Source organism: Picosynechococcus sp. PCC 7117 (assembly GCF_001693275.1).
Lineage (GTDB): Bacteria > Cyanobacteriota > Cyanobacteriia > Cyanobacteriales > MRBY01 > MRBY01.
The window spans coordinates 674,656-695,205 of record NZ_CP016477.1 but is presented as its reverse complement, the minus strand read 5'-3'; the positions used below and the strand labels follow the sequence as shown (position 1 = coordinate 695,205).

At 47.2% G+C, this 20,550-nt stretch carries 20 protein-coding genes and 1 riboswitch; of the genes, 16 read left to right on the top strand and 4 right to left on the bottom strand.

Annotated features, from left to right (window positions below; translation table 11 throughout):
• Window positions 1–38: 38 nt before the first annotated feature.
• Window positions 39–1,574, top strand: a complete 1,536-nt coding sequence (locus AWQ22_RS03315) for a bifunctional ADP-dependent NAD(P)H-hydrate dehydratase/NAD(P)H-hydrate epimerase (RefSeq protein WP_065710175.1) — start codon at window positions 39–41, stop codon at window positions 1,572–1,574.
• 21 nt (window positions 1,575–1,595) lie between these two features.
• On the opposite strand, the gene AWQ22_RS03310 is transcribed toward AWQ22_RS03315, so the two are convergent.
• Window positions 1,596–1,985 carry a DUF2358 domain-containing protein gene (locus tag AWQ22_RS03310; RefSeq protein ID WP_065710174.1) on the bottom strand — a complete coding sequence of 130 codons (390 nt, stop codon included), beginning with the start codon at window positions 1,983–1,985 and terminating at the stop codon, window positions 1,596–1,598.
• Window positions 1,986–2,000: 15 nt separating this feature from the next.
• The gene (locus tag AWQ22_RS03305) at window positions 2,001–2,732 is read right to left on the bottom strand and encodes an OmpA family protein (RefSeq protein ID WP_065710173.1); all 732 of its coding nucleotides are present in this window, start codon (window positions 2,730–2,732) and stop codon (window positions 2,001–2,003) included.
• 7 nt (window positions 2,733–2,739) lie between these two features.
• Here AWQ22_RS03305 and AWQ22_RS16685 point away from each other — a divergent pair, with 7 nt between their 5' ends.
• From AWQ22_RS16685 to hemJ, 3 genes are all read left to right on the top strand, one after another.
• A complete protein-coding gene (locus AWQ22_RS16685; protein WP_156785464.1) occupies window positions 2,740–2,886 on the top strand; it encodes a hypothetical protein in 147 nt (48 codons plus the stop codon).
• A gap of 53 nt (window positions 2,887–2,939) precedes the next feature.
• Complete coding sequence (locus tag AWQ22_RS03300) at window positions 2,940–3,650, top strand: hypothetical protein (RefSeq protein ID WP_065710172.1); 711 nt, start codon at window positions 2,940–2,942, stop codon at window positions 3,648–3,650.
• An 88-nt stretch (window positions 3,651–3,738) separates the two neighbouring features.
• The gene (gene hemJ / locus AWQ22_RS03295; protein WP_065710171.1) at window positions 3,739–4,353 is read left to right on the top strand and encodes a protoporphyrinogen oxidase HemJ; all 615 of its coding nucleotides are present in this window, start codon (window positions 3,739–3,741) and stop codon (window positions 4,351–4,353) included.
• Window positions 4,354–4,497: 144 nt separating this feature from the next.
• On the opposite strand, the gene AWQ22_RS17415 is transcribed toward hemJ, so the two are convergent.
• On the bottom strand, window positions 4,498–4,605 hold the full coding sequence (locus AWQ22_RS17415; protein WP_071925378.1) for a hypothetical protein: 108 nt from the start codon (window positions 4,603–4,605) through the stop codon (window positions 4,498–4,500).
• 380 nt (window positions 4,606–4,985) lie between these two features.
• On the opposite strand from AWQ22_RS17415, the gene AWQ22_RS03290 reads away from it, so the two are divergent.
• The 3 genes from AWQ22_RS03290 (at window position 4,986) to AWQ22_RS03280 (ending at window position 6,897) form a co-directional block, all read left to right on the top strand.
• A complete protein-coding gene (locus AWQ22_RS03290; protein WP_065711614.1) occupies window positions 4,986–6,017 on the top strand; it encodes an isochorismatase in 1,032 nt (343 codons plus the stop codon).
• Window positions 6,018–6,109: 92 nt separating this feature from the next.
• Window positions 6,110–6,385, top strand: coding sequence for a LuxR C-terminal-related transcriptional regulator (locus AWQ22_RS03285; RefSeq protein WP_012306270.1), 276 nt, complete (start codon window positions 6,110–6,112; stop codon window positions 6,383–6,385).
• Complete coding sequence (locus tag AWQ22_RS03280) at window positions 6,382–6,897, top strand: PD40 domain-containing protein (protein ID WP_030005890.1); 516 nt, start codon at window positions 6,382–6,384, stop codon at window positions 6,895–6,897. Before AWQ22_RS03285 ends, AWQ22_RS03280 begins: the two co-directional genes overlap by 4 nt.
• A 94-nt stretch (window positions 6,898–6,991) precedes the next feature.
• On the opposite strand, the gene AWQ22_RS03275 is transcribed toward AWQ22_RS03280, so the two are convergent.
• Entirely contained in the window at window positions 6,992–7,720 is a 729-nt protein-coding gene (locus AWQ22_RS03275) for a phycobilisome rod-core linker polypeptide (RefSeq protein ID WP_065710170.1), read from the bottom strand.
• Between the two features lie 972 nt (window positions 7,721–8,692).
• Here AWQ22_RS03275 and AWQ22_RS03270 point away from each other — a divergent pair.
• From AWQ22_RS03270 to AWQ22_RS03230, 9 genes are all read left to right on the top strand, one after another.
• Window positions 8,693–9,847 carry a D-alanyl-alanine synthetase gene (locus AWQ22_RS03270; protein ID WP_065710169.1) on the top strand — a complete coding sequence of 385 codons (1,155 nt, stop codon included), beginning with the start codon at window positions 8,693–8,695 and terminating at the stop codon, window positions 9,845–9,847.
• A gap of 68 nt (window positions 9,848–9,915) precedes the next feature.
• A riboswitch (cobalamin riboswitch) is annotated at window positions 9,916–10,063 on the top strand.
• A 363-nt stretch (window positions 10,064–10,426) separates the two neighbouring features.
• Complete coding sequence (locus tag AWQ22_RS03265; RefSeq protein WP_065710168.1) at window positions 10,427–12,397, top strand: TonB-dependent receptor; 1,971 nt, start codon at window positions 10,427–10,429, stop codon at window positions 12,395–12,397.
• A gap of 40 nt (window positions 12,398–12,437) precedes the next feature.
• A complete protein-coding gene (locus AWQ22_RS03260) occupies window positions 12,438–13,205 on the top strand; it encodes a phosphodiesterase (protein ID WP_065710167.1) in 768 nt (255 codons plus the stop codon).
• An 11-nt stretch (window positions 13,206–13,216) separates the two neighbouring features.
• The gene (locus tag AWQ22_RS03255; protein ID WP_065710166.1) at window positions 13,217–14,431 is read left to right on the top strand and encodes an ABC transporter substrate-binding protein; all 1,215 of its coding nucleotides are present in this window, start codon (window positions 13,217–13,219) and stop codon (window positions 14,429–14,431) included.
• Window positions 14,428–15,480, top strand: coding sequence for an iron ABC transporter permease (locus AWQ22_RS03250; RefSeq protein ID WP_065710165.1), 1,053 nt, complete (start codon window positions 14,428–14,430; stop codon window positions 15,478–15,480). Before AWQ22_RS03255 ends, AWQ22_RS03250 begins: the two co-directional genes overlap by 4 nt.
• Before the next feature lie 229 nt (window positions 15,481–15,709).
• The gene (locus AWQ22_RS03245; protein WP_065710164.1) at window positions 15,710–17,257 is read left to right on the top strand and encodes a hypothetical protein; all 1,548 of its coding nucleotides are present in this window, start codon (window positions 15,710–15,712) and stop codon (window positions 17,255–17,257) included.
• A gap of 282 nt (window positions 17,258–17,539) precedes the next feature.
• A complete protein-coding gene (locus tag AWQ22_RS03240) occupies window positions 17,540–18,025 on the top strand; it encodes a crossover junction endodeoxyribonuclease RuvC (RefSeq protein WP_065710163.1) in 486 nt (161 codons plus the stop codon).
• Window positions 18,026–18,118: 93 nt separating this feature from the next.
• On the top strand, window positions 18,119–19,933 hold the full coding sequence (gene thrS, locus AWQ22_RS03235) for a threonine--tRNA ligase (protein WP_065710162.1): 1,815 nt from the start codon (window positions 18,119–18,121) through the stop codon (window positions 19,931–19,933).
• 19 nt (window positions 19,934–19,952) lie between these two features.
• Window positions 19,953–20,546 carry a hypothetical protein gene (locus AWQ22_RS03230; protein ID WP_157094570.1) on the top strand — a complete coding sequence of 198 codons (594 nt, stop codon included), beginning with the start codon at window positions 19,953–19,955 and terminating at the stop codon, window positions 20,544–20,546.
• The last annotated feature ends 4 nt before the right edge of the window (window positions 20,547–20,550 follow it).

The window sequence follows — 20,550 nt, the reverse complement described above, 5'->3', positions numbered from 1 at the left end:
TAAAAGTTAATAGACCTTTTACCGTTATCTAGAGAAAAATGCTTGAGTTTGACCAGATTTTTGTCACTGCCACCCAAATGCAGCACCTCGAAATAGAAATTTTCAACCAAGGGATGCCAGTACCAGCCCTCATGGAAAAGGCGGCAGGATTAATTGCCCAATATATTCAAAGTCATTATCCTTTAAAGGATTATCGAAAAATCAGCGTTTTAGTGGGGCCTGGTCACAATGGTGGTGATGCCTTAGTTGTTGCGCGGGAGTTGTATTTTGCGGGCTATGAACTGCGCTTATTGCGTCCCCTAGAAAAGCTAAAATCCCTGCCCCAAAGTCATTGGAATTATGCACAATTTTTAGGAATTCCCCAGATAAAAGATCTGGATCTCTTTCTGGAAAGTCATTTGATCATTGATGGTTTATTTGGCTTTGGTTTAACGCGACCGATCACAGGAGATTTAGGTTTATTAATTGATGAACTGAATGAATCGGGTCTTTCGATTGTCAGTATTGATTTGCCTTCGGGGCTCCATACCGATACTGGAGAAGTGTTGGGTACAGCGATTCAAGCGACGGAAAGTCTCTGCTTAGGTCTTTGGAAGCGCGCCTATGGCCAGGATGCCGCCGCCCCTTATCTGGGCAGGGTGAACCGTCTTGATTTTGGGATTCCCTCCCATTTAATTGCAGAAACACTGTCTGCCAAAAATACGATTCAAGGCATTCCCCAGAATTTATTACAACGCTTTTTGCCCCTGGGGCGATCGCCTTTGACCCACAAATATAGACAAGGCCATTTATTGCTCATTGGTGGCTCCCAAACTTACCTAGGGAGTCTACTGTTAGCGGCTTTGGGGGCGCGGGCAACGGGGATTGGGATGCTTACCGTTGCAGTGCCAGAATCCTTGAAATTGTTGGTAGTGGCGCAACTGCCGGAAGCCTTGGTCATTGGTTGCCCAGAAGATGAAACGGGGGCGATTGCCCAACTGCCGAGCCTGGATTTTTCCCGATACCAAGCAGTAGCTTGCGGTTGCGGTTTGACCCTTACGGGGGCGACTAATTTAATGCCCGACCTCATGCCGAGGGAAGTGCCTCTAGTGCTAGATGCCGATGCCCTCAATTGGCTAGCCGAGGAAGATTTAGAAGTGCTTCAAAACCGCCATTTCCCCACAATTTTGACGCCCCATCTCGGTGAATTTAAGCGTCTTTTTGCTGACCAAATTCCCATTACTGCCGACCGGTTTCAGATGACCCAAATGGCGGCCCAACTCACCGGGGCGATCGCCCTTTTGAAGGGAGCAAAAACTGTGATTGCCCGTCCCGATGGCGTGACCCATTGCGTTACAGAAAGTACCCCCGCCCTAGCCCGGGGCGGTAGTGGTGATGTCCTCCTTGGTTTAATCGGTGGCCTCTTGGCCCAAGATCCAGACGCACCCTTAGAGGTCGCCGCGGCAGCCGCTTGGTGGCATGCCCAAGCCGGAATCCTCGCGGCCCAGACCAGAACTGTTGCCGGGGTTGATGGTGTCACTTTGGCGGAATTTCTCGTCGACGTTTTACAGCAATGGTCGGCAAAATCTACCTGAACGTAAACTCTGGGAAATGAACTAGGGAGATGTGGGGGACTGGAAAACTTGCAACAAAACCTTTAGGGGCGGTTTTTGCCAGTAATCGATGTGGGAGACGATCAAGTTATCGGCGTTGACCTCCAACAGGCTATAGCCAGAAATGCGTAATCGGGGTTGCCAGGGCAGAGGGCAAGTCATGGATAAAGTCCACTCGCTGCGGATGGTCTGTTGAGTTTGCTGGAGATCGTGGAGTTCCAAGTGAATATCCCGAAACCAGCGCCCTAAAAAACCAATCATTTTTTGATAGCGATCGCGCCCCCGGAACCGATTAAGGGGGTCTTGGAAAAAGACATCGTCGCTGTAAATGGCAAAGGTTTGATCCTGGGGAAAGTTTTGGTAATCTTGGCGCAAGATATCGAGGAGATCCATCGGCAAAACCGGTAACTACTGGGTACTAATTTCAAGGCGGGCTTGGCTGCTGGTTTCCGTTGTGTCTTCTGTGGGTTCAGCGGCGGCTTGTTCACCGTAGCCCACCACGAGCCAGCGATAATCACCGGGGAGAGCCTCCGCCAGGTAAGTTTGGACGGCCTGGGCCTGTTGTTGGGCGAGGCTTGTCGCTTTGGTGGCATCGTCCCCAACTTGATAACTGCGAATGGTGATCGTTTGGCGCTCCTGCTGCTGGAGATCGATGGCGATCGCCCCTAGAATTTCCGCAGCATCGGCGGCGAGTTGCCCATCGGCGCTAAATAGGGCATTGTTGGGCAGGGTAATTTTTAACGGTTCCGGAGTTTGCGAAGTCACTGCGGGGGTCGCCTGGGAGTCAAAGGTGCTGGGATCAGCGGCGAGGAGTTCGGTCAAATTGTCGAGGCGATCGCCGAGATCCGTCTGTTGCTGACTGAGGTCAAGTTCTGCCTCCAACTGTTGCGTACGGGCTTCGAGGATATCTAGTTGGGCCTGAATACCGGCAATTTCTTGTTCGATGGCGGCTCGGTCTTCGGCCGATAAATCAGCAATGGTTTCATTGAGGGTCGGTTTGGTGGTTCCAGCAGAATTTGTCGCCCATAACCGTAAAAATAATGGCGGTTTTGGCTCGACCCGTGGCATAAAATGACCCACTAAGATTCCCAAGGCGATCGCCCCGAGACCAGAACCCAGCAAAAGCGCCGTCCGGCCCAAGGTTGCGATGATCCATTTTGTTACAGAAAAGCGGGATTTCGTTGACGGTATTGGGGGGTGGGGTGAAGATGAACTCACAGTTGTCGTCGCCATCGGCACAATAATTTATCGTTATTCTAATGCCCTAGAGACCCCACCGCTCAGGTTTATGTAAACCATTGCCTGACCGCTCTATTCTTTTTTTGCTGCTCTTCCCCCCCTGAGATCATGTCCATCTCCACCGCCGACCCCCAGCTCATTACGGATCCACTCCACAGCCCTTTCCCTATCCCTTGGCAGTGGATTTTAGAGACCCAAGCCACGGTGGCCGCCGGGAACCAGAGTAGCGCCGATGTATGTCGCAGTCCTGCTTTAAATAATGGTCGCCATCAATACGCCGCCTACAGTCGCATCCAGTTAGCACTGCGACCGCAACTCCAGGAGAGTCAGGTCACCAGTGTTTTATTTGTGGAAAATTTACAAACAGGCATTTTAAGCACAGTAATGGCGCGATCGCCCCTTGCCCCCCAAGCATTTCAAGAAGTCGAAGGGAACGATGCTGCAGGTTTAATTTCGCTATTGATTCCCGTGTCTTGGTCTGCCGATGGCCAAAGGCTCCTAGCGCGGCAGTTTGAAGGCTTTTTTAACAGTGGCGTGATGTCAGATTTTGCGGTGGTCTGGGATGCCAAAACCCAACGGAGTATTACCCTCCAACCCAATATCGAAGACGAATACAGCCATGCCATTTTGTTGGGCTGGAGCGAGCAATATGCTGAGGATGTCCTGTTCCAAACCGGGGTTATGGGAGAAGAAGTCTGGCCCATTTGGCGGGTGAGTCCCAGTGGGGATACGAATCTTGCCAGGGAAAATCACGGCGTGGTCTATGGTGATTTCCTTTCTCCAGCTTGGTTTGGCAGTGACGGGGAATTTAACATTTAATGTCAACTTCGGGGAAAACTGCGGCGATCGCCCCCAGCCCCTTTTACACTGACTAAAAACGATATAAAGATTTTTATCGAAACTTGCTATGACACAGTTTTGGTCAGAGATTGCTCCCCAGGCCTATTTTTGGTTCAAGGCGTTCCATATTATCGGCGTGGTGGTCTGGTTTGCGGGGTTATTTTACCTCGTGCGCCTTTTTGTCTACCATGCCGAAGCCGAAAAGGAACCCGAACCCGCCCGGAGCATCCTCAAAAAACAATATGAGTTGATGGAAAAGCGCCTCTACAACATCATTACCCAACCGGGAATGTTTGTGACTGTGGCCATGGCGATCGCCGTAATTAGCACCGAACCGGGGGTTCTAAAAGCCTGGTGGCTCCATGCGAAACTGGCCTTGGTTGTCTTGTTACTGGTCTATCACTTTTTCTGCGGACGAATTATGCGCAAGCTGGCAGAAGGCACCTGTACCTGGACAGGGCAACAGTTTCGCGCCCTCAATGAAGCGCCGACCCTCCTGTTGGTAACCATTGTGATGTTGGCCGTGTTTAAAAATAGTTTGCCCCTCAATTGGACAGGGGGTTTGATTTTGGCCTTAATTGTTTTTATGGCGGTCGCAATCCAACTTTATGCGAAAAAACGCCGCAAAGATCAAGAAAAACTCCGGGAAGCCCAGAGCCAAGTGGCCACGTCTAATCCTTAAAATTAGCTCTTGATTTTGTGAATTTAAATAAGAAAAAGTCCCTGGATTCTGTAAAAAAATCTAGGGACTTTGCTATGTACATCAAGCTTGAAATTTGAAGCAGAAAAACTTTAAATAACTTGCCATTTTTTGCAGGGCCAAAATTCACCGCACATAGTTACTATCAGGCGATCCAAGCTCATCTACTTCAATAGAAAAATCAATTAGACTGACGATCCCATCGCCAAATTTTTCGTTTCTATCCCACGTCATTAAAACTCTAGTTTTTAACTTGATTTACTGAAATAGTTTTCCTAGAGCAACGCCCAAGTAAGTGTTAGCAGAAAAACTTTTGATGGGAATGGTTGTTTACTATTAAACGAGTTAAAAAATCAACACAATGTAATCAAGGATACGCTTTTAAATGACAACAATAGTATGTTGAACCTGGGAGACTGTGACAAAAATCAACTCTCCACGGCAAAAGCACATCGAATCAACCCTGAAAATACATCATGCAAATCATCGTTCCGGCTCATGCGATCAAAGCCGGGCGATCGCCAGCCTCCCTCATTTGACAATTTGACAACGTGTTTTTAAAACACCACAATAGGGGCATAGTGAAACTATCTGTTGCCCATGAGGTATCGATGATGGCAAACCAACTACCCATTCCTGCTTTTTTTGATCCCCAGACCGTTGGACAGATCTGGCGTGTCCCCTATCTAGACCGAGCCGCCGCTGCTGAAATCTGGGCCAAGGAACACGGGATTAGGCCGGCCACCACTGACCGCTGTCGCGTTTGTCTGCTGGTGATCGATGTGCAAAATACCTTTTGTCTCCCGGAGTTTGAGTTGTTTGTCGGCGGCCAATCGGGGCTTGGGGCCGTGGAAGATAACCGACGTCTGTGTGAATTTATCTACCGAAATCTCGGGACAATTACCACCATTACCCCCACCATGGACACCCACAAGGCAGTGCAAATTTTTCACCCGGTCTTTTGGGTTAATGCGGCGGGCGAACATCCCCAACCGGCGACTCAGATTAGCTTTGCGGAGGTTGAACAGGGTCTTTGGCGAGTGAATCCGGCGATCGCCTTTAGCACCAAGCGCGACTACGAAGACTTACAAGAATATGCCCGCCACTACACCGCCCAACTCAGCCAAGCGGGTAAATATCCCCTGACGATTTGGCCCTACCATGCCATGTTGGGGGGGATTGGTCATGCCCTTGTGCCAGCGGTGGAAGAGGCTCTGTTTTTCCATAATTTAGTGCGCCATAGCCAAACCCATTTTGAGATTAAAGGGGACAATCCCCTCACGGAAAATTATTCTGCGTTGCGGCCAGAGGTCTTAGACGATGCCCAGGGACAACCCATTGCCCAAGAAAATACCCGTTTCCTGCAAAAATTGTTGGCCTTTGATGCGTTGATTATTGCGGGGCAGGCGAAAAGTCACTGTCTAGCCTGGACTGTGGACGATTTGCTCGCAGAAATTTTGCGTTACGATCCAGCCTTGGCAAAAAAAGTTTATCTTTTAGAAGACTGTACTTCTCCGGTCGTGATCCCTGAGGTGGTTGATTTTACGGCCCAGGCCGACCAAGCCTTTACTCGATTTGCCGCAGCAGGGATGCAGCTCGTCAGTTCAACGATGGCGATCGCCGATTTTCCGGGGTTAAATCTTTAGTTGTCTGGGGGAGGGAATTGTGTACAATCTAGCCAACGTGAAAACCTCCCCTACAATAGGAAAATAACAATACACAGACAAAAGAAGGGTCTATGGCTACGGAAAAGACGGCAAGTGAAGCGGCTTTATCGGAACGGGAGATCGAAATTGTCGATTTGGTGGCAGCGGGTCTGACGAACCATGAGATTGCGGCGCGCCTCGACATTAGCAAGCGCACGGTGGACAACCACATCAGTAATATTTTGACAAAAACGGCGACGGATAATCGCGTTTCCCTGGTGCGCTGGGCGTTACAGTGGGGGAAAGTGTGCCTGGATAATGTGAACTGTTGTGCCCTCCCGAATCAGTCTGCTACCTCGGATTCATGAACCATGCTTGGGCGATCGCCCTTCTAGGGGTTTTGTGTATCGGCTGCCAGAGTACCAGTTTTGTGACGCCCCCAGCCGACCCCCTTGGCAATAATCTCAATAGTCTCCACAGCGAAAAAAATCCCCGCCTTTCCGATGAAGGCCGTTATCTGGTCTTTAGTAGCGATCGCCGCCAACAACGGCGTATTTTTTTGTATGATCTCGCCCAACGCAAACTGTTGCCTCTACCCGGTTTAAATCAACCCAATGTGTTCTACGACCAGCCAGACATTAGCCGCAATGGTCGTTTCATTGTCTACACTTCCGAGCAGGAAGGAAAAACTAATATCTATCTCTACGACCGCCAAACCTTCCAGAGCCAAAATCTGACCCGTACCTACATCGGTCAAGTGCGCAATCCTACCGTTAGTGGCGATGGCCGTTGGGTTGCCTTTGAAGGCGATCGCACGGGGCAATGGGATATTGAAGTGATTGACCGCGGTGTTCAACCGGATTTAGTTGAAGCAGAATGAACCAAACCCCAAGACCCACTCGCGCGATATCTTGGGGTTGAATTTTATGTATTGTCCAAGGCATTGAAGTCTTGCCCTCAATCGAGCCATAGGCCTACAGCTTAATGATTTCAAAAGCCGCCAAAGCAACGGCGATCGCCCCTAAAATCAATGTCCCAGCCCCAGCAATGGTAACCGTTTTCCCAATTACACTGACCCAAGTGGGAGCAACCCATGGTGTTTCATCCCGTTCTTGAAAATAGCCCAGATCTTCTAATTGTTGACGATAATCAGCGTCGTATCGGGGCATCCGGGCAAAGGGTAAATTTCCTTCTGTGCGCTGGGGTAAGATGCGTCGCCGCTGATAAGGGACAGTATCTAAGCCAAAATTGTCGAGATATTCCTCAGAGTTTAAGAGAGCATCCACAAAGCCATTTAAACCCTGGGTCGCCAACAAAATTGACCAAGCCAGAACCTCTTTCTGACCATAAACATCCCGGCCCAGTACCCGCTGCACGCACATCTGCACAAAGCGATAGTTATTGTTCACGTCATAGTTCCGTTGCCGAAAAGACTCAGACAATAGCAACGCTCGGATAAAGTCTTGAACGGTGATAAAGCCGGATTTCAGCTTAGATTCTTGAACTTTTAGGCGATTTTGTTCAAGCATCTGCTGCTCATTGAAAATTTGGCGATAGGCCGCCTGGATTAAGGTCTCAAAATCTGTTTTTGCAAAAGCCGATTCCACGCTAAATTGCTTGGGACTTTCTTCACTGCCGATAAAAAAATCTTGTACCCGTTGATTCTGAGAGCTTGGTTCGTAGGTCAATAGAGGTATAGTCATTTTTTTATAGTAAGTATTGACTTTAGAAAATGAAAAGAATTAAGTTTATAAAAACTATAGACTAGACCAGGCAAAGTTTCGGGAAAGTTGCTTTTTTTAAAGTAAGGTTTATTTTTCTTAAGTTTTCACCACAATCCCCCTAAGGGTCTATGGACAATAGTGCATTCGCCATTTAAGAAAGTATGATTTTTCTCTATTTTTAGTTGCCAATTACAATAAAACAACAAAAATTATATAATAATTTTTAATTTAGTAAATCTCAAAAATATTATTGACAAATAAAGAAAAAATTCTTGTTCGATTAAGAAAATATAAGCCTAATTCCCAGAAGTTTTATTGACTTAAATATTGGTCTCTTTGGATTTTTTGCCAGGGATGAAGCGGTAAGCATAGGCGCTATTAAGATCGTTATCGCAATGGAACCAGATTGACGCAGCAAATCTTTTGAAAATCATGCCAAGCACCTCAGCCCATCGCCTTGGTAGCCGATCTCCTGATGAATCATTGTGGCTGTATCTACCGATTGAGCATTTACCACTCCATAACTGAGTGAGGAGGGTGCTCGTGACCTGTGCATGCGGCACTTCCACTGGTGGGGAGTTTGCTTAATGGGTTCGAGGGTCGTGTCGTCACACCATTAGCGGGCGTAGGAGGAGACGATTTTCTATTGGAGAAAATTACGGGGCAGTAAGCGCTAGATAATACTACCCGTGAGGAGATAAAAGCGTGCATGAACAACCTGGCGCAGGTCAGTGGGACAGGAGCTTGCTAGATTGAACTGGGGGAAGTAGGGGGTTGATGAGAGACCATTGGTCATTGGTGAGGTCTGTCGAACAGGATGCAGACATAATTTTTTTGTTTAGAGATCTTAGGACTTTTAAAGACTCAATCTCTTTTTTTCTGCCTGCCATATCTTTCTCAGGGATCCTCTAAAATAACAAAACTGCTCAGAATTGTGGGAAAGTCACGTTAATGATGGGATTTGTTTACGATTTTAGTCAACTACCAAACTACCTTGAAATTCTCCGGAAAAAGTTAAAAATTGCCGTAATTCATGGGGGTGACAAAGCAGCGCAGGGGGCCGTGATCTACCAAACCCACAATCCCCGCTCCACCAAAACCTACGAAGTGGTAGCCCATGACATTGCCGCGGCCCTCGAAGATTTAGGGTTCCAGCACGTGTTTGTGTTGCCCGATGATGCCACCTTAGGCGATCGCCTCCGGAAACATCAAATTCATCTGGCTTGGCTGAATACTGGTGGGGTGCAGGGTTACAATCCCGTCTGCCACACCCCGGCAATTTTAGAAATGTTGGGAGTACCCTATATCGGCCATAACCCTTTAAATAGCTCGATTTTAGATAATAAACACAGCTTTAAACGGGAACTGCAAGGGCTCGGTTTTCCCACTGCGCCGTTCATGATTTGGCATCCAGCCCAGGGGAAATTTACTGCCAAGGACAACGCTCGTTTCCAGCAGACTTTTGGCGATTACCAGGGCAGTTTTCTGGTTAAACCCGTGTCTGGTCGTGCCTCTTTGAACATTCATTTTGTGGATCAGCCCCAGGATCTCGGTGAGGCGATCGCCAACATACATCAGCAAACCCACAACACCGCTTTGATTGAACCCTTCTTAACCGGGCGCGAATTTTGTGTCTCTGTGTGTGGCTATGTGCGCCATCGTCAAGGGCAGTTTGAAAAATTAGAATCTCCCTTTACGTTTTCGATTTTAGAGCGTCTTTTAGAAGCCGATGAAAAGATTTTTACCTCGATGGATAAAAAGGCAATTACAGGCCAAAGAATTCGCTTTTTAGATGATAGTGACTCAGCCAAAAAAAAGCTAGCAAAACTCGCCCAACAAGTCTACTGGGAATTTAGTTTAAATGCCTTAATTCGTATCGATGCCCGGATGGATGCGATGGGAAATATCCAAATTTTAGAGGCCAATCCCAAGCCCGATCTTAAGCGGCCCGCTGCCAACGTCACCAGCTTGGTTGCCCAGGGACTATCAGAAGAGGGGATGACCTACGAGGATTTAATTTTGTCGCTGATTAGCGATCGCCTGGATTATTTATTGACCAACCACGCCCAGATTATTCCCCACATTACGGCCCTGCTTAATCCCTAAAGGTGCTTTTCTCCCAAGGTTCAAGGGGACTTCATAAATCTATTTACATCGGGGGCGATCGCCTGCTATATAATTAGACTCTGTTCGGTTTTATCGGGGATCAGCCGATAAAAGCAATGGGGAAAGAACGGTGCAAATCCGTCGCTGTCCCGCAGCTGTAAGGAAATTTTCCGCAATTTCTAAGTCAGAATGCCCGCCGAGCCAAGCGTAGACGTTTTAGTAATTACCCATCTGCGAGGTACGGATGATGTTTTCTTTTAGCACCCAGTCTTTTTCTGCTGCCCATAATTTCTATCTTCTGAGACTGCAATATCGCCGCAATCAGCAAACCCAGTCTCGTTAGCGAGTTTGTTTTAAACATTGCTTTAACCCGTTATTCCATCAGCATTAGCCTCATTCAATGAGGTTGAGAAATGCATTGATTTTGGCAAACCAGAAAAAATCGACGATATTTTAATCGCTCAACTGCTTTGCTTTTCTTAAGGTTATTGACCAAGGCTTTTTATGACTTAAAAGTCTTGCCATTGCTTCACGAATTCTCCCTTCATTACATTAAAAATTAGCCCAAAATATTCTTAGATGACGTCATTTTTTACGCCCCAGACGATTTGCTTTACGATTGTTTGTTTTCTCTGTAGTAGTACCGCTGTTTTTGCTCAAGAAGAGAACGATCTAGATGATGAACAAGAGACCGTTGATTTTGAACTAACGGTCATTGACCAGCTATTAAATCAACCTGTATATGCTCCGTCGCGCCAGGAAGAAACAGTGCAAGATGCAACCCGTGCGGCCTATGTGATTAACCGGGAGCAAATTGAAGCCCAAGGGTATCGCACCGTCAACGAAGCCTTGAAATATTTCCCTGGGATTTTTATTGATAGCACGGCTGGATCTCGCCTTGGTGCCCAAAGTTCTCAGATTTTTCGGGGGGCTAATAGTTCTTCCCAAACATTAATTTTGCTTGATGGCAGGCCGCTTAATCGTTTCGATTCAGGAAACTTTGATCTGTCTAATTTGACTACCGATAATGTCGAACGCATTGAATTAATCCCTGGGGGCAGTTCGGTGCTGTTTGGTTCCAATGCCATCGGTGGCGTGATCAATATTGTGACGCGCCAACCCGGATTTAACCAACCAGTTGCAGTAGAGACCGGGATCGATCTGGGGAGCTTTGGCTACAATCGCCAAAATGTTGGGGTGAGTTTTGGTGCGGAAACCCAGGCAGTGCGACTGGCCTACGACCGCACCGCCGCAGAAAATGACTTTGACTATGACATTGCCGCACGGGGTTTGTTGGGTGTCCGGGATAATGCGGCGACGAATATCCAAAACGTGAATCTCCAGGTGGTTAATCAGTTAGGCGATCGCCACCGGTTGCGCTTCAACGGCATCTATAGCAGTAAGGATTTAGAAATTCCGAGCAGTGTTTCTTCCCCAAGTCCAAATGCAACCCAATACGACAATAATTGGTTGTTGTCCCTGGATTTAGAGTCTCGCCTGGGGAATAGCGATGATTCTCTGCTGACGACAAGATTATTTGCGGATCTGAATGATTTTCGTTTCTTTGATGAGAATCAATTTGGGACAACCGATGCCCGCTATGAAAATAATTCCTTTGGTGCCCAGATTCAGCACAATTGGCAACTAAATGAAACCCAAAATCTCACCTATGGTTTTGATTACCGCTATTTGACTGCAAAAGCAGAGGATCCTGGCGTATTTGGCTTTAGTTACGACGAAAACCTCAGTCAAGGGGCCATTTTTGCCCGCTATGGCCTGGATATTACCCCGGAACTGGCTTTAAATCTGGGCGTGCGCCAGGACTTTAATAGTTTGGCCGATGGTTCGGTCACATCACCCAGCGCAGGGTTTGCCTGGCAAGTGGGAGAATCAACCCGAATTCGGGGCAATTACGCCCGCAACTTCCGGGTGCCAACTGCCGTGGATCTCTATTTTCCGGGGTTTAGCAATCCTGATTTAGTGCCGGAACTGGGGAATAGTTTTGATCTGGGTGTTGACCACCGTTTTTCGGATCGTGCTTTGGTGCGGCTGACCTATTTTAATAACACCCTTGATGATGCCATCGTTTTTGATCTTGGGACATTCACTCCCCAAAATGTCCGGAAAGCCCGCAATCAAGGTTTAGAAGCAGAGGTGACGTTGCAATTGTCCCGATCTCTTTCTGCTTTTGCTAATTACACTTGGAACAACTCAGAAATTCTTGCCGATGCTGATCCGACGGTGGTTGGTAATGAGGTCGCCTTTGCGGGGACAGATTATTTCAATGTGGGTCTTGCCTACGAAAATCCCCAGGGAATTTATGCCGGAATTTTCCTGAAACGGGTGGGCGATCGCCTGACAAATAATGCCAATACTGAATCCTTGGCAGGCTACACAAACCTGGATCTGCGGGCGCGCTATCCCATCAGTGATACCGTAAATTTAACGGCGAGTGTCGAAAATTTGTTTGATGCGGATTTTGAAACATTCCCCGCTTACCCTGGAGTGGGGCGCAGGTTTCAGATTGGTGTCAATGCTCAATTCCGTTAAGCTGCTTTGTTTCGTTTCCTAATTTTGCCCACAATTTCCTATGGTTCTCATTGCCCAAATTACTGATACCCACCTCCTCGATCACCCAGAGGCCGAAATGCGCGGCGTGAAAACCGATGCGTCTTTTCAAGCAGTCCTGGCGGCGGTGCAACAGTTTAAACCAGATCGATTGATTCTCACAGGAGATTTGGCCCATCATGGTGAGGCGATCGCCTACGAACGGTTGCGGGATTTGGTTGAAGCAACGCAGATTCCTAGCTATTGGCTGCCAGGGAACCACGACGATCCAGAACTGATGGCCGAGATTTTGCAGGGAGATTATCTTTCGCCAGACAAGAACGTTTCTTTGGGGAACTGGCAACTGTTGCTGTTGGATTCGTTTCTTGAGAACCCAGAATATGGCGAGGGTTTTTTAGATACAGCGCAACTGGCTTGGCTCGCGGAAAACCTGGAACAATCTTCACACTCTCCGGTGGCGATCGCCATCCATCACCATGTGGTGCCAGCGGGGGTTGATTGGCTCGATCAAATCGATGTGACCAACCGCGCCGAATTTTGGCAGATTGTGCAACATCATCCCCAGGTGAAAACAGTTTTCTTTGGCCATGTGCACCTGGAATACAGCGTCACCCAAGGGGGAATTCCTTGCTTTGGTACGCCATCGACCTGTACCCAAGTGACCCCCCCAGATCAAGAATTGCGGGAAGGCGATCGCCAACTGTGGGAACAACCGGGTTTTCGTCTGTTTGAACTCCAGGATGATGGTCGCTTCCAGACAAAAGTCCAACGCATTCCGTGGTTTGCGTAGGAGAAAAAACGATGCGTTGCCCCTTCTTGCCACACCGTTCGATTCCTCTGCTGGGCCTGGGTTTATCCCTGTGGCTAGGGGGGTGTGGCCCCACCCAACAAACTGTAGAAACTCCAACTTCGACGGCGGCCTGTGTCGAGAATTACGATCCGGCGGTGGATTATTTCCCCGATAAGGTGACGCCAGAATTTGCCAGGGGTTTTCAGGTGACATACCACGACCATTACAAGGTGGTGACGGTGCGGCAACCCTGGGAAACGGCCCAGCAGGATTTGACCTATGTTTTTGTGCAGTGTGGCACACCGATTCCAGAGGATTATCCAGGGGCGACCATCGTTGAAGTGCCTGTCAACCGGGTGATTGCTCTTTCGACGACTTATTTACCCCATTTGGAAGTTTTAAAGCAGTCGGAAAATTTGGTGGGGGTAGGCGATCGCCAATTGATTTACAGTCCTGAAATTCGGGCGGCCATTGAAGCAGGCGACATCCAAGAAGTGGGCAACCTCCAGCTAGACCGGGAAGCGATCCTCAGTCTCCAGCCCGATGTGATTTTGAATTATCGTCTTGATGCCAGCGAAGGAAACAATACCAGCGCCCTAGATTCCTTGGGATTAACGGTGGTTTTAGATGCGGCCCACCTGGAACCCACTCCCCTGGGCCGGGCCGAATGGCTCAAGTTTACGGCTCTCCTCTTTAACAAAGAAGCTGAAGCCAATGAGATTTTTGGGGCGATCGCCAACCGCTACCAAGCCCTCGTGAACCAAGTCAAAGATCTAGACACCACGCCAACGGTGCTGAGTGGATCGCCCTACCAAGGGGTCTGGTATGTGCCGGGGGGCGAAAGCTATGTGGCCCAACTGCTGCGGGATGCGAACGTGAATTACCCCTGGGATGCGACAACGGCCCGCTTGAGCTTACCCCTAGATTTTGAGGCTGTTCTAGGTCGGGCAAAAACAGCGGATCTTTGGCTGAATGTGAATCCTGACTGGCAAACCACCGTCGATATTTTCCAGGAAGACCCGCGCTATGAACTGTTTGAGGCGGTACAAAACCAGCAAGTCTATGCCGCCAACAACCGGGTTGCGCCTGGGGGAGGCAATGATTTTTGGGAAGGGGGCACCCTCAATCCTGATGTGATCCTTGCCGATGTGATTAAAATCGCCCATCCGGATCAATTGCCTGACCACGAGCTTTATTATTACCGTCACTTGCAAGATTCCCCGTGAAAATTCCCTACACCACGACCCCTCTAACTTGTTTGTCCCTACCGGAACTGCGGTGGCGATCGCCCTCGTTATTTATCCTGCTGGGGGGATTGTGGGGGGTTTTATTTTTCTTCAGTTTGAGTCTGGGCTCGACGACCATTCCCTGGGATCAACTATTGGCGATCGCCTTGGGCCAACCCATTGACAATCCGGTATGGGCAGAAATCGTTTGGCAACTGCGCTTTCCACGGGCGATCGCCGCCACCTTTGCCGGGGCAGCCCTGGGGATTAGCGGCCTCCAGATGCAAACCTTGTTTAATAATCCCCTCGCTGGCCCCTTTGTGTTGGGCATCAACTCTGGGGCAAGTTTGGGGGTGGCCCTGGTGCTGTTGGGAACGGGTTTTATGGGCGGTCTTTTTGGAAATTTGAGTGTGGCGATGGCGGCAAGTTTAGGGGCGGTGGCGGTGTTGCTACTCGTTTTGGCGATCGCCCGTCGAATTCCCCACAATGGCACCTTACTAATTTTGGGGTTGATGCTCGGCTATGTCAGCAATTCCCTCGTCACATTGTTGTTGCACTTTAGTCCCACGGAAGCGCTACGCCTGTATCTCAGTTGGACATTTGGCAGCTTCGCGGAAATCCAGCGGGAACAGTTGCCCATTTTTATGGTGTTAATTTTTGCGGGGGGACTGCTGGCTTTTTTTCAGGCGAAACCTTTGAATGCGCTTCTTCTCGGCAAACAATATGCCCAAAGCGTGGGCCTCAACCTCAAGGCAACCCGTCGTCACATTATTGTCAGCACTGCTCTCCTGGCGGGATCTGTCACGGCGTTTTGTGGCCCGATTTCTTTCCTTGGGATTGCGGTGCCGCACCTCTGCCGGGGTTTACTAAAAACGGTTGATCATCGGCTTTTGGTGCCAGCGGTAACTTTATTGGGATCTAGTCTGGCATTGCTAGCGGATATTATTGTGCAACTACCAGGGAGTGAATTAACGTTGCCCTTGAATACTGTTACAGCGATGTTTGGTGCACCGATTATTGTGGTCTTGATTTTACGTCGCCATCATTAATTTAGGCTGAATTATTTTATAGCGATGATAGTTCATGCCAAACTTTTAAAGTTGTATATTACCTTTACAAAGGTATCACACAAATTTTGTCTGAATAGTCTTCCATTTTGTGTGTTTATACAGAAATACTCTATATAAAAACAACAAAGAGAATGTTACATAGAAAGCATCCGTATAATACATAGTTAGGTGGCTTCAGTCCCGCTAGATTAAGAGAAAGTAAAATCGAATGGACTTCAAACAATTTTCTGAATTTCTTCAGTTTATTCGTCGTCATAATTCAACATCTGTCCTAGAAATTGGAACTAAAAAATGCTGGCAAAACTGGGAAGTAAGGTATGCCAATCCTCTAGATTGGGTACTTGCTAACACTGAACGTAATTATGCTGTCCGAATCATGTTACTAGCAAGCGCGGGTAATCCTCACCGACATCAGAGTATGGATACTCACGTATTTGATAATTTGGTCAATGCTTACCATAACTGGGACAGACATACGATTTCAGATAGGCGCATTCTTGATGAAGAAGAAAAAATTTTATTAAACTCGATTATGAAATGGGAGGGTAATCCTAAAAATAAAAAACAAGTACGCAATTGGTCAGTAAAGTTAAGCGAAATTTTAGATTCAAGCGTGGTTCATGCTCATATAGCAGGTTTATTTGTACAACGTTTAGGGGCTTTTCAAAATGCAGGTTTTGGGCATCCAGTTTCTCGTTTACATCGGACAATCAAACTAATTGAACTATTGGACAGCCAGTCCAATCAAGAATTTTCAGAGACTTTTTCAAACTATGTGGGATTAAGCCCGACAAATTACTTTAGGCAGTTTTTGGCTTGTTTGGCTCTGTTTGGATGGCTTTCCGGAAAAAGAGGATTTTGCAACTTTTCTCGACTTCCCGATATAGATAACCAACTCCAGGAGTCAGGAATTACCTCAGAGAATCTCAAACTTTTTATTCAACAGAATAGTGCCCCTCACTCTGCACAAACCGATACTTCGTTTCGTGGAAAGATTACCAAAACTCTTGATAGTGTTCCTGAATATTATCAACCGCTTTTCTACAATCACTTTCTGGAAATTCCTTTTGTTGAATTAAGAGGTCAAGAGTTCTGTTTACCAGATCCTTTTTCTTTTACTGAATCCTGTTGGAATCAGGTAAGAGGTCTCATTTCCAAAAGCAGCTATGGAGAAAAACTGAATCACTTATTAAGCTGCGCCTTTGAAGATTATCTTGAAAAGGTATTATTTCCTTTTATTTGTGCTTCCTCCTTCGAGAAGATTCCTGAAGTCAAAAACCCTAATTCTAATAAAGATAAGCGTGCTGATTTTCTTGTTGAAACTTCAAGTTCATATATTGTAATAGAATGTAAGAGTTGTGTTATGCATTCTGATACAAGTGCCTATTTCCAAGCTGATAGGCTTGCCGATCTTTGGTGCCGCATTCACTCTGCCTTTGAGCAAATTGGAATAACGGTAGAAGCCCTCAATCTTCATGACAAGCCAGTGATTCCGCTGATCTTAACTTTCTATGACAGTATTGCTGCATCTACAGTTTTTGAAGAGATGGTAAAGCAAACCGAGTATTGCTCTTTAATGAGGGTAAATATGCCACCAATCGTTCAGTCCCTACATGAGTTTGAACATTGGACTTTGAATAGAAGTCTCAATAATTGGTCAGAATTAATTCTCTCAAAACAGAATGCTGATTCTCCTGTAAGCCCTGATCATAAAGGACATGGTTATGGACATTTAAGCGGTGTTTCCATTCTTTAATTATCTCTAATTCAATTCTAATCAACAGCATGTCTAACAATTCACTTGTACTCCGTCTTTAGTAAATTGGCTGATGAATCTGAAAAGCTACTAACAGTGGGTAAACGGGAGTGTTAAGGGATCATCACCGGTGAAGAAATAGAAGAATAAAGCGATCGCCCTACATTGATCATTAGTTACAAGAACTTTGAGGGTTTTGGAGTTTCAACTGTGCTGGAAGTGCCTTCTGAATGTCGTGCTAGATTTGTAACTGAATGAATACCTTATAGAAATTATTTTGCCATGAAGCGTTGGCTTGGTATTGATCCTGGTTTAGCGATTATTGGCTGGGCCGTCCTCGAAGAACAGGGACAAACGCTGCCACAAATTCTTGATTACGGCATTATCGAAACAGCCAAAGATTTATCGACGCCCCAACGACTCCTAGAGATTGAACAAGATTACACAGAAATTTTGGGGGAATTTCACCCAGAGGCGATCGCCATCGAAATGCCCTTCTTTAGCCGTCAGATCAAAGCCGCAGGAGGCGTATTACAGGGTCTAGGCATTTTAAACTTGGTTAGCCTGCGAGAATTAAACATCGAACCGATTTATCTGCACCAGTCCAGTTGGAAATGCCACATCGGTAATGCAAAGGCCGATAAGCGGGAAGTGGCGACCCTCGTGCAGTCGATTTTTGGGATGGAGACGATGCCTATCGATGACAGTGTCGATGCTATTGCGATCGCCTATGCCGCCGCCTGTGGTTTGCGCAATGAGATTCGGTAAGTGAAAATTCCCCAGTCCAGCAGAGACAACGGATAACATAGAATGGCGACCTGCTAAACTTTTTGGAGCAATTTTAAGGAGCATATTTCAACCATGGATCAGGTGAATGGTGAACAACTCGAACCGATGAAACTTCCCAAAACCAGTGAATCAGACACCCTCAAGCGGATTCGCCACACCACCTCCCACGTCATGGCGATGGCAGTGCAAAAGCTATTTCCCGACGCCCAGGTCACCATTGGTCCTTGGACAGAGAATGGGTTTTACTACGATTTCGATAAGCCAGAACCTTTTACGGAAGCGGATCTCAAGGCGATCAAAAAAGAGATGGTGAAAATCGTCAAGAAAAAATTGCCTGTGATTCGTGAAGAAATTTCCCGCGCCGAAGCCGAAAAACGAATCAAGGAAATTAACGAACCCTACAAACTCGAAATCCTCGCAGGAATTCACGACCCGATCACCCTCTACTACCTCGGCGATCAATGGTGGGATCTTTGTGCTGGCCCCCACGTGGAAAATACTGGTGATATCAACCCCAAGGCGATCGCCCTCGAATCGGTCGCCGGAGCCTATTGGCGGGGTGACGAAAATAACCAGCAACTCCAGCGTATTTACGGCACCGCTTGGGAAACCCCCGAACAACTCAAAGAATACCAACGCCGCAAAGAGGAAGCCCTCAAACGCGACCACCGCAAACTCGGCAGAGAACTGGGTTTGTTTATGTTCTCCGATCAAGTCGGCCCCGGTTTACCCCTCTGGACGCCGAAAGGAACGTTGATCCGTTCCACCCTCGAAAATTTCCTTAAAACCGAACAAACCAAACGCGGTTACCAAGGTGTCGTGACTCCTCACATCGCCCGCGTGGATCTCTTTAAAGTGTCCGGTCACTGGCAGAATTACCGCGAGGATATGTTCCCGATGATGGCGGACGGCGACGCAGAACGGGCAGCGGAACAGGGTTTTGTGATGAAGCCGATGAACTGCCCTTTCCACATCCAAATTTATAAGGATCAACTGCGCTCCTATCGGGAATTACCGATCCGTCTGGCGGAATTTGGCACAGTTTATCGTTACGAGCAATCCGGTGAATTGGGTGGTTTAACGCGGGTGCGGGGCTTTACCGTGGACGATTCTCACCTTTTCGTTACGCCAGATCAACTGGAAGCAGAATTCTTTAACGTGGTTGATTTAATTTTGACCGTCTTTAAGAGTTTGCAACTGAAAAATTTCAAGGCGCGACTAAGCTTCCGTGACCCCAACTCCGATAAATATATTGGCTCCGATGAGGTCTGGGAAAAGGCGCAAAACGCAATCCGTAAAGCCGTCACCAAGCTCGACATGGACTATTTTGAAGCCGAAGGGGAAGCGGCGTTCTACGGCCCGAAACTGGACTTTATTTTCCAAGATGTCCTCGAACGGGAATGGCAATTGGGTACAGTACAGGTGGATTACAATCTCCCCGAACGGTTTGAATTGGAATATGTTACCGAGCATGGCGATCGCCAACGGCCGATCATGATCCACCGCGCGCCCTTCGGTTCCTTGGAGCGATTGATCGGCATTCTGATCGAAGAATATGCGGGTGATTTTCCTCTATGGCTCGCCCCCGAACAGGTCAGAATTCTCCCCGTCAGCGATGAATTTTTCGACTACGCCAAAGCCCAAGCGGATAAACTGCAAGCCGCTGGCATCCGGGCGATCGCCGATGCTTCTGGGGAACGTCTGGGCAAATTGATCCGCAATGCCGAAAAACAGAAGGTTCCTGTGATGGCGATCGCCGGGGCGAAGGAAGTCGAAGCCAATAGCCTCAGTATCCGCACCCGTGCCTCTGGAGAACTCGGCGCGATTCCGATGGAGGAAGTGGTTCAACGCTTAGTTGAAGCAAACATGAGTCATATCAACTTCTAAAAAACGTCTCGTCAATTATTTGGGGCGATTTGAAGCAGAAAGATACTTTGGCTTAAAATCGTCCTATTTTTTAAATTATTATCGAAAAGTGCTTATGATACTTGAGTCACTTAAAATTTTAATTTCTAATACAACTCATTCTATAAATCCTTCTTTTTTTGCAGCATTTGCCTCTGCAATTGCTGCATGTATTTCAGCTTACGTCGCATGTCAGCAGTATACAATCAATAAATATCGGCTTAAATTTGATTTATATGAACGACGGCTAAATATTTTTAGTGCAGTGATTAAATTTATGGTTTCTGTTCGTAATCATCCATCACTTCTTGATCCAGAAGCATTTTATGATGCTCGTTTAATAGAGTTAGACTTAAATACTAGAGACGCTACTTTTTTATTTGATGAAAACACTTGTAAATACATAAAAAAGATCAGAAAAGAGTCTTTGGACATACTGACTATCGGCCATTCACTTGCTGAAAAAGATTTATCTCAACATGATCGAGATATTCATGCGGAAAAAAAAGCAAAAAAATTGATCTGGTTAACTAACCAGTTAGAAGAATCACAAAATGAATTTAGCAAATATTTAAATCTAGGCATACTTAAATAAATTC

Excerpts from the sequence above, each read along its gene's own strand:
- AWQ22_RS03315 (WP_065710175.1), top strand. The coding sequence starts at position 39 with ATGCTTGAGTTTGACCAGATTTTTGTCACTGCCACCCAAATGCAGCAC.
- AWQ22_RS03310 (WP_065710174.1), bottom strand. The coding sequence starts at position 1,985 with ATGGATCTCCTCGATATCTTGCGCCAAGATTACCAAAACTTTCCCCAG.
- AWQ22_RS16685 (WP_156785464.1), top strand. The coding sequence starts at position 2,740 with ATGATCCATTTTGTTACAGAAAAGCGGGATTTCGTTGACGGTATTGGG.
- AWQ22_RS03300 (WP_065710172.1), top strand. The coding sequence starts at position 2,940 with ATGTCCATCTCCACCGCCGACCCCCAGCTCATTACGGATCCACTCCAC.
- hemJ (WP_065710171.1), top strand. The coding sequence starts at position 3,739 with ATGACACAGTTTTGGTCAGAGATTGCTCCCCAGGCCTATTTTTGGTTC.
- AWQ22_RS17415 (WP_071925378.1), bottom strand. The coding sequence starts at position 4,605 with ATGACGTGGGATAGAAACGAAAAATTTGGCGATGGGATCGTCAGTCTA.
- AWQ22_RS03290 (WP_065711614.1), top strand. The coding sequence starts at position 4,986 with ATGGCAAACCAACTACCCATTCCTGCTTTTTTTGATCCCCAGACCGTT.
- AWQ22_RS03285 (WP_012306270.1), top strand. The coding sequence starts at position 6,110 with ATGGCTACGGAAAAGACGGCAAGTGAAGCGGCTTTATCGGAACGGGAG.
- AWQ22_RS03280 (WP_030005890.1), top strand. The coding sequence starts at position 6,382 with ATGAACCATGCTTGGGCGATCGCCCTTCTAGGGGTTTTGTGTATCGGC.
- AWQ22_RS03275 (WP_065710170.1), bottom strand. The coding sequence starts at position 7,720 with ATGACTATACCTCTATTGACCTACGAACCAAGCTCTCAGAATCAACGG.
- AWQ22_RS03270 (WP_065710169.1), top strand. The coding sequence starts at position 8,693 with ATGATGGGATTTGTTTACGATTTTAGTCAACTACCAAACTACCTTGAA.
- AWQ22_RS03265 (WP_065710168.1), top strand. The coding sequence starts at position 10,427 with ATGACGTCATTTTTTACGCCCCAGACGATTTGCTTTACGATTGTTTGT.
- AWQ22_RS03260 (WP_065710167.1), top strand. The coding sequence starts at position 12,438 with ATGGTTCTCATTGCCCAAATTACTGATACCCACCTCCTCGATCACCCA.
- AWQ22_RS03255 (WP_065710166.1), top strand. The coding sequence starts at position 13,217 with ATGCGTTGCCCCTTCTTGCCACACCGTTCGATTCCTCTGCTGGGCCTG.
- AWQ22_RS03245 (WP_065710164.1), top strand. The coding sequence starts at position 15,710 with ATGGACTTCAAACAATTTTCTGAATTTCTTCAGTTTATTCGTCGTCAT.
- AWQ22_RS03240 (WP_065710163.1), top strand. The coding sequence starts at position 17,540 with ATGAAGCGTTGGCTTGGTATTGATCCTGGTTTAGCGATTATTGGCTGG.
- thrS (WP_065710162.1), top strand. The coding sequence starts at position 18,119 with ATGGATCAGGTGAATGGTGAACAACTCGAACCGATGAAACTTCCCAAA.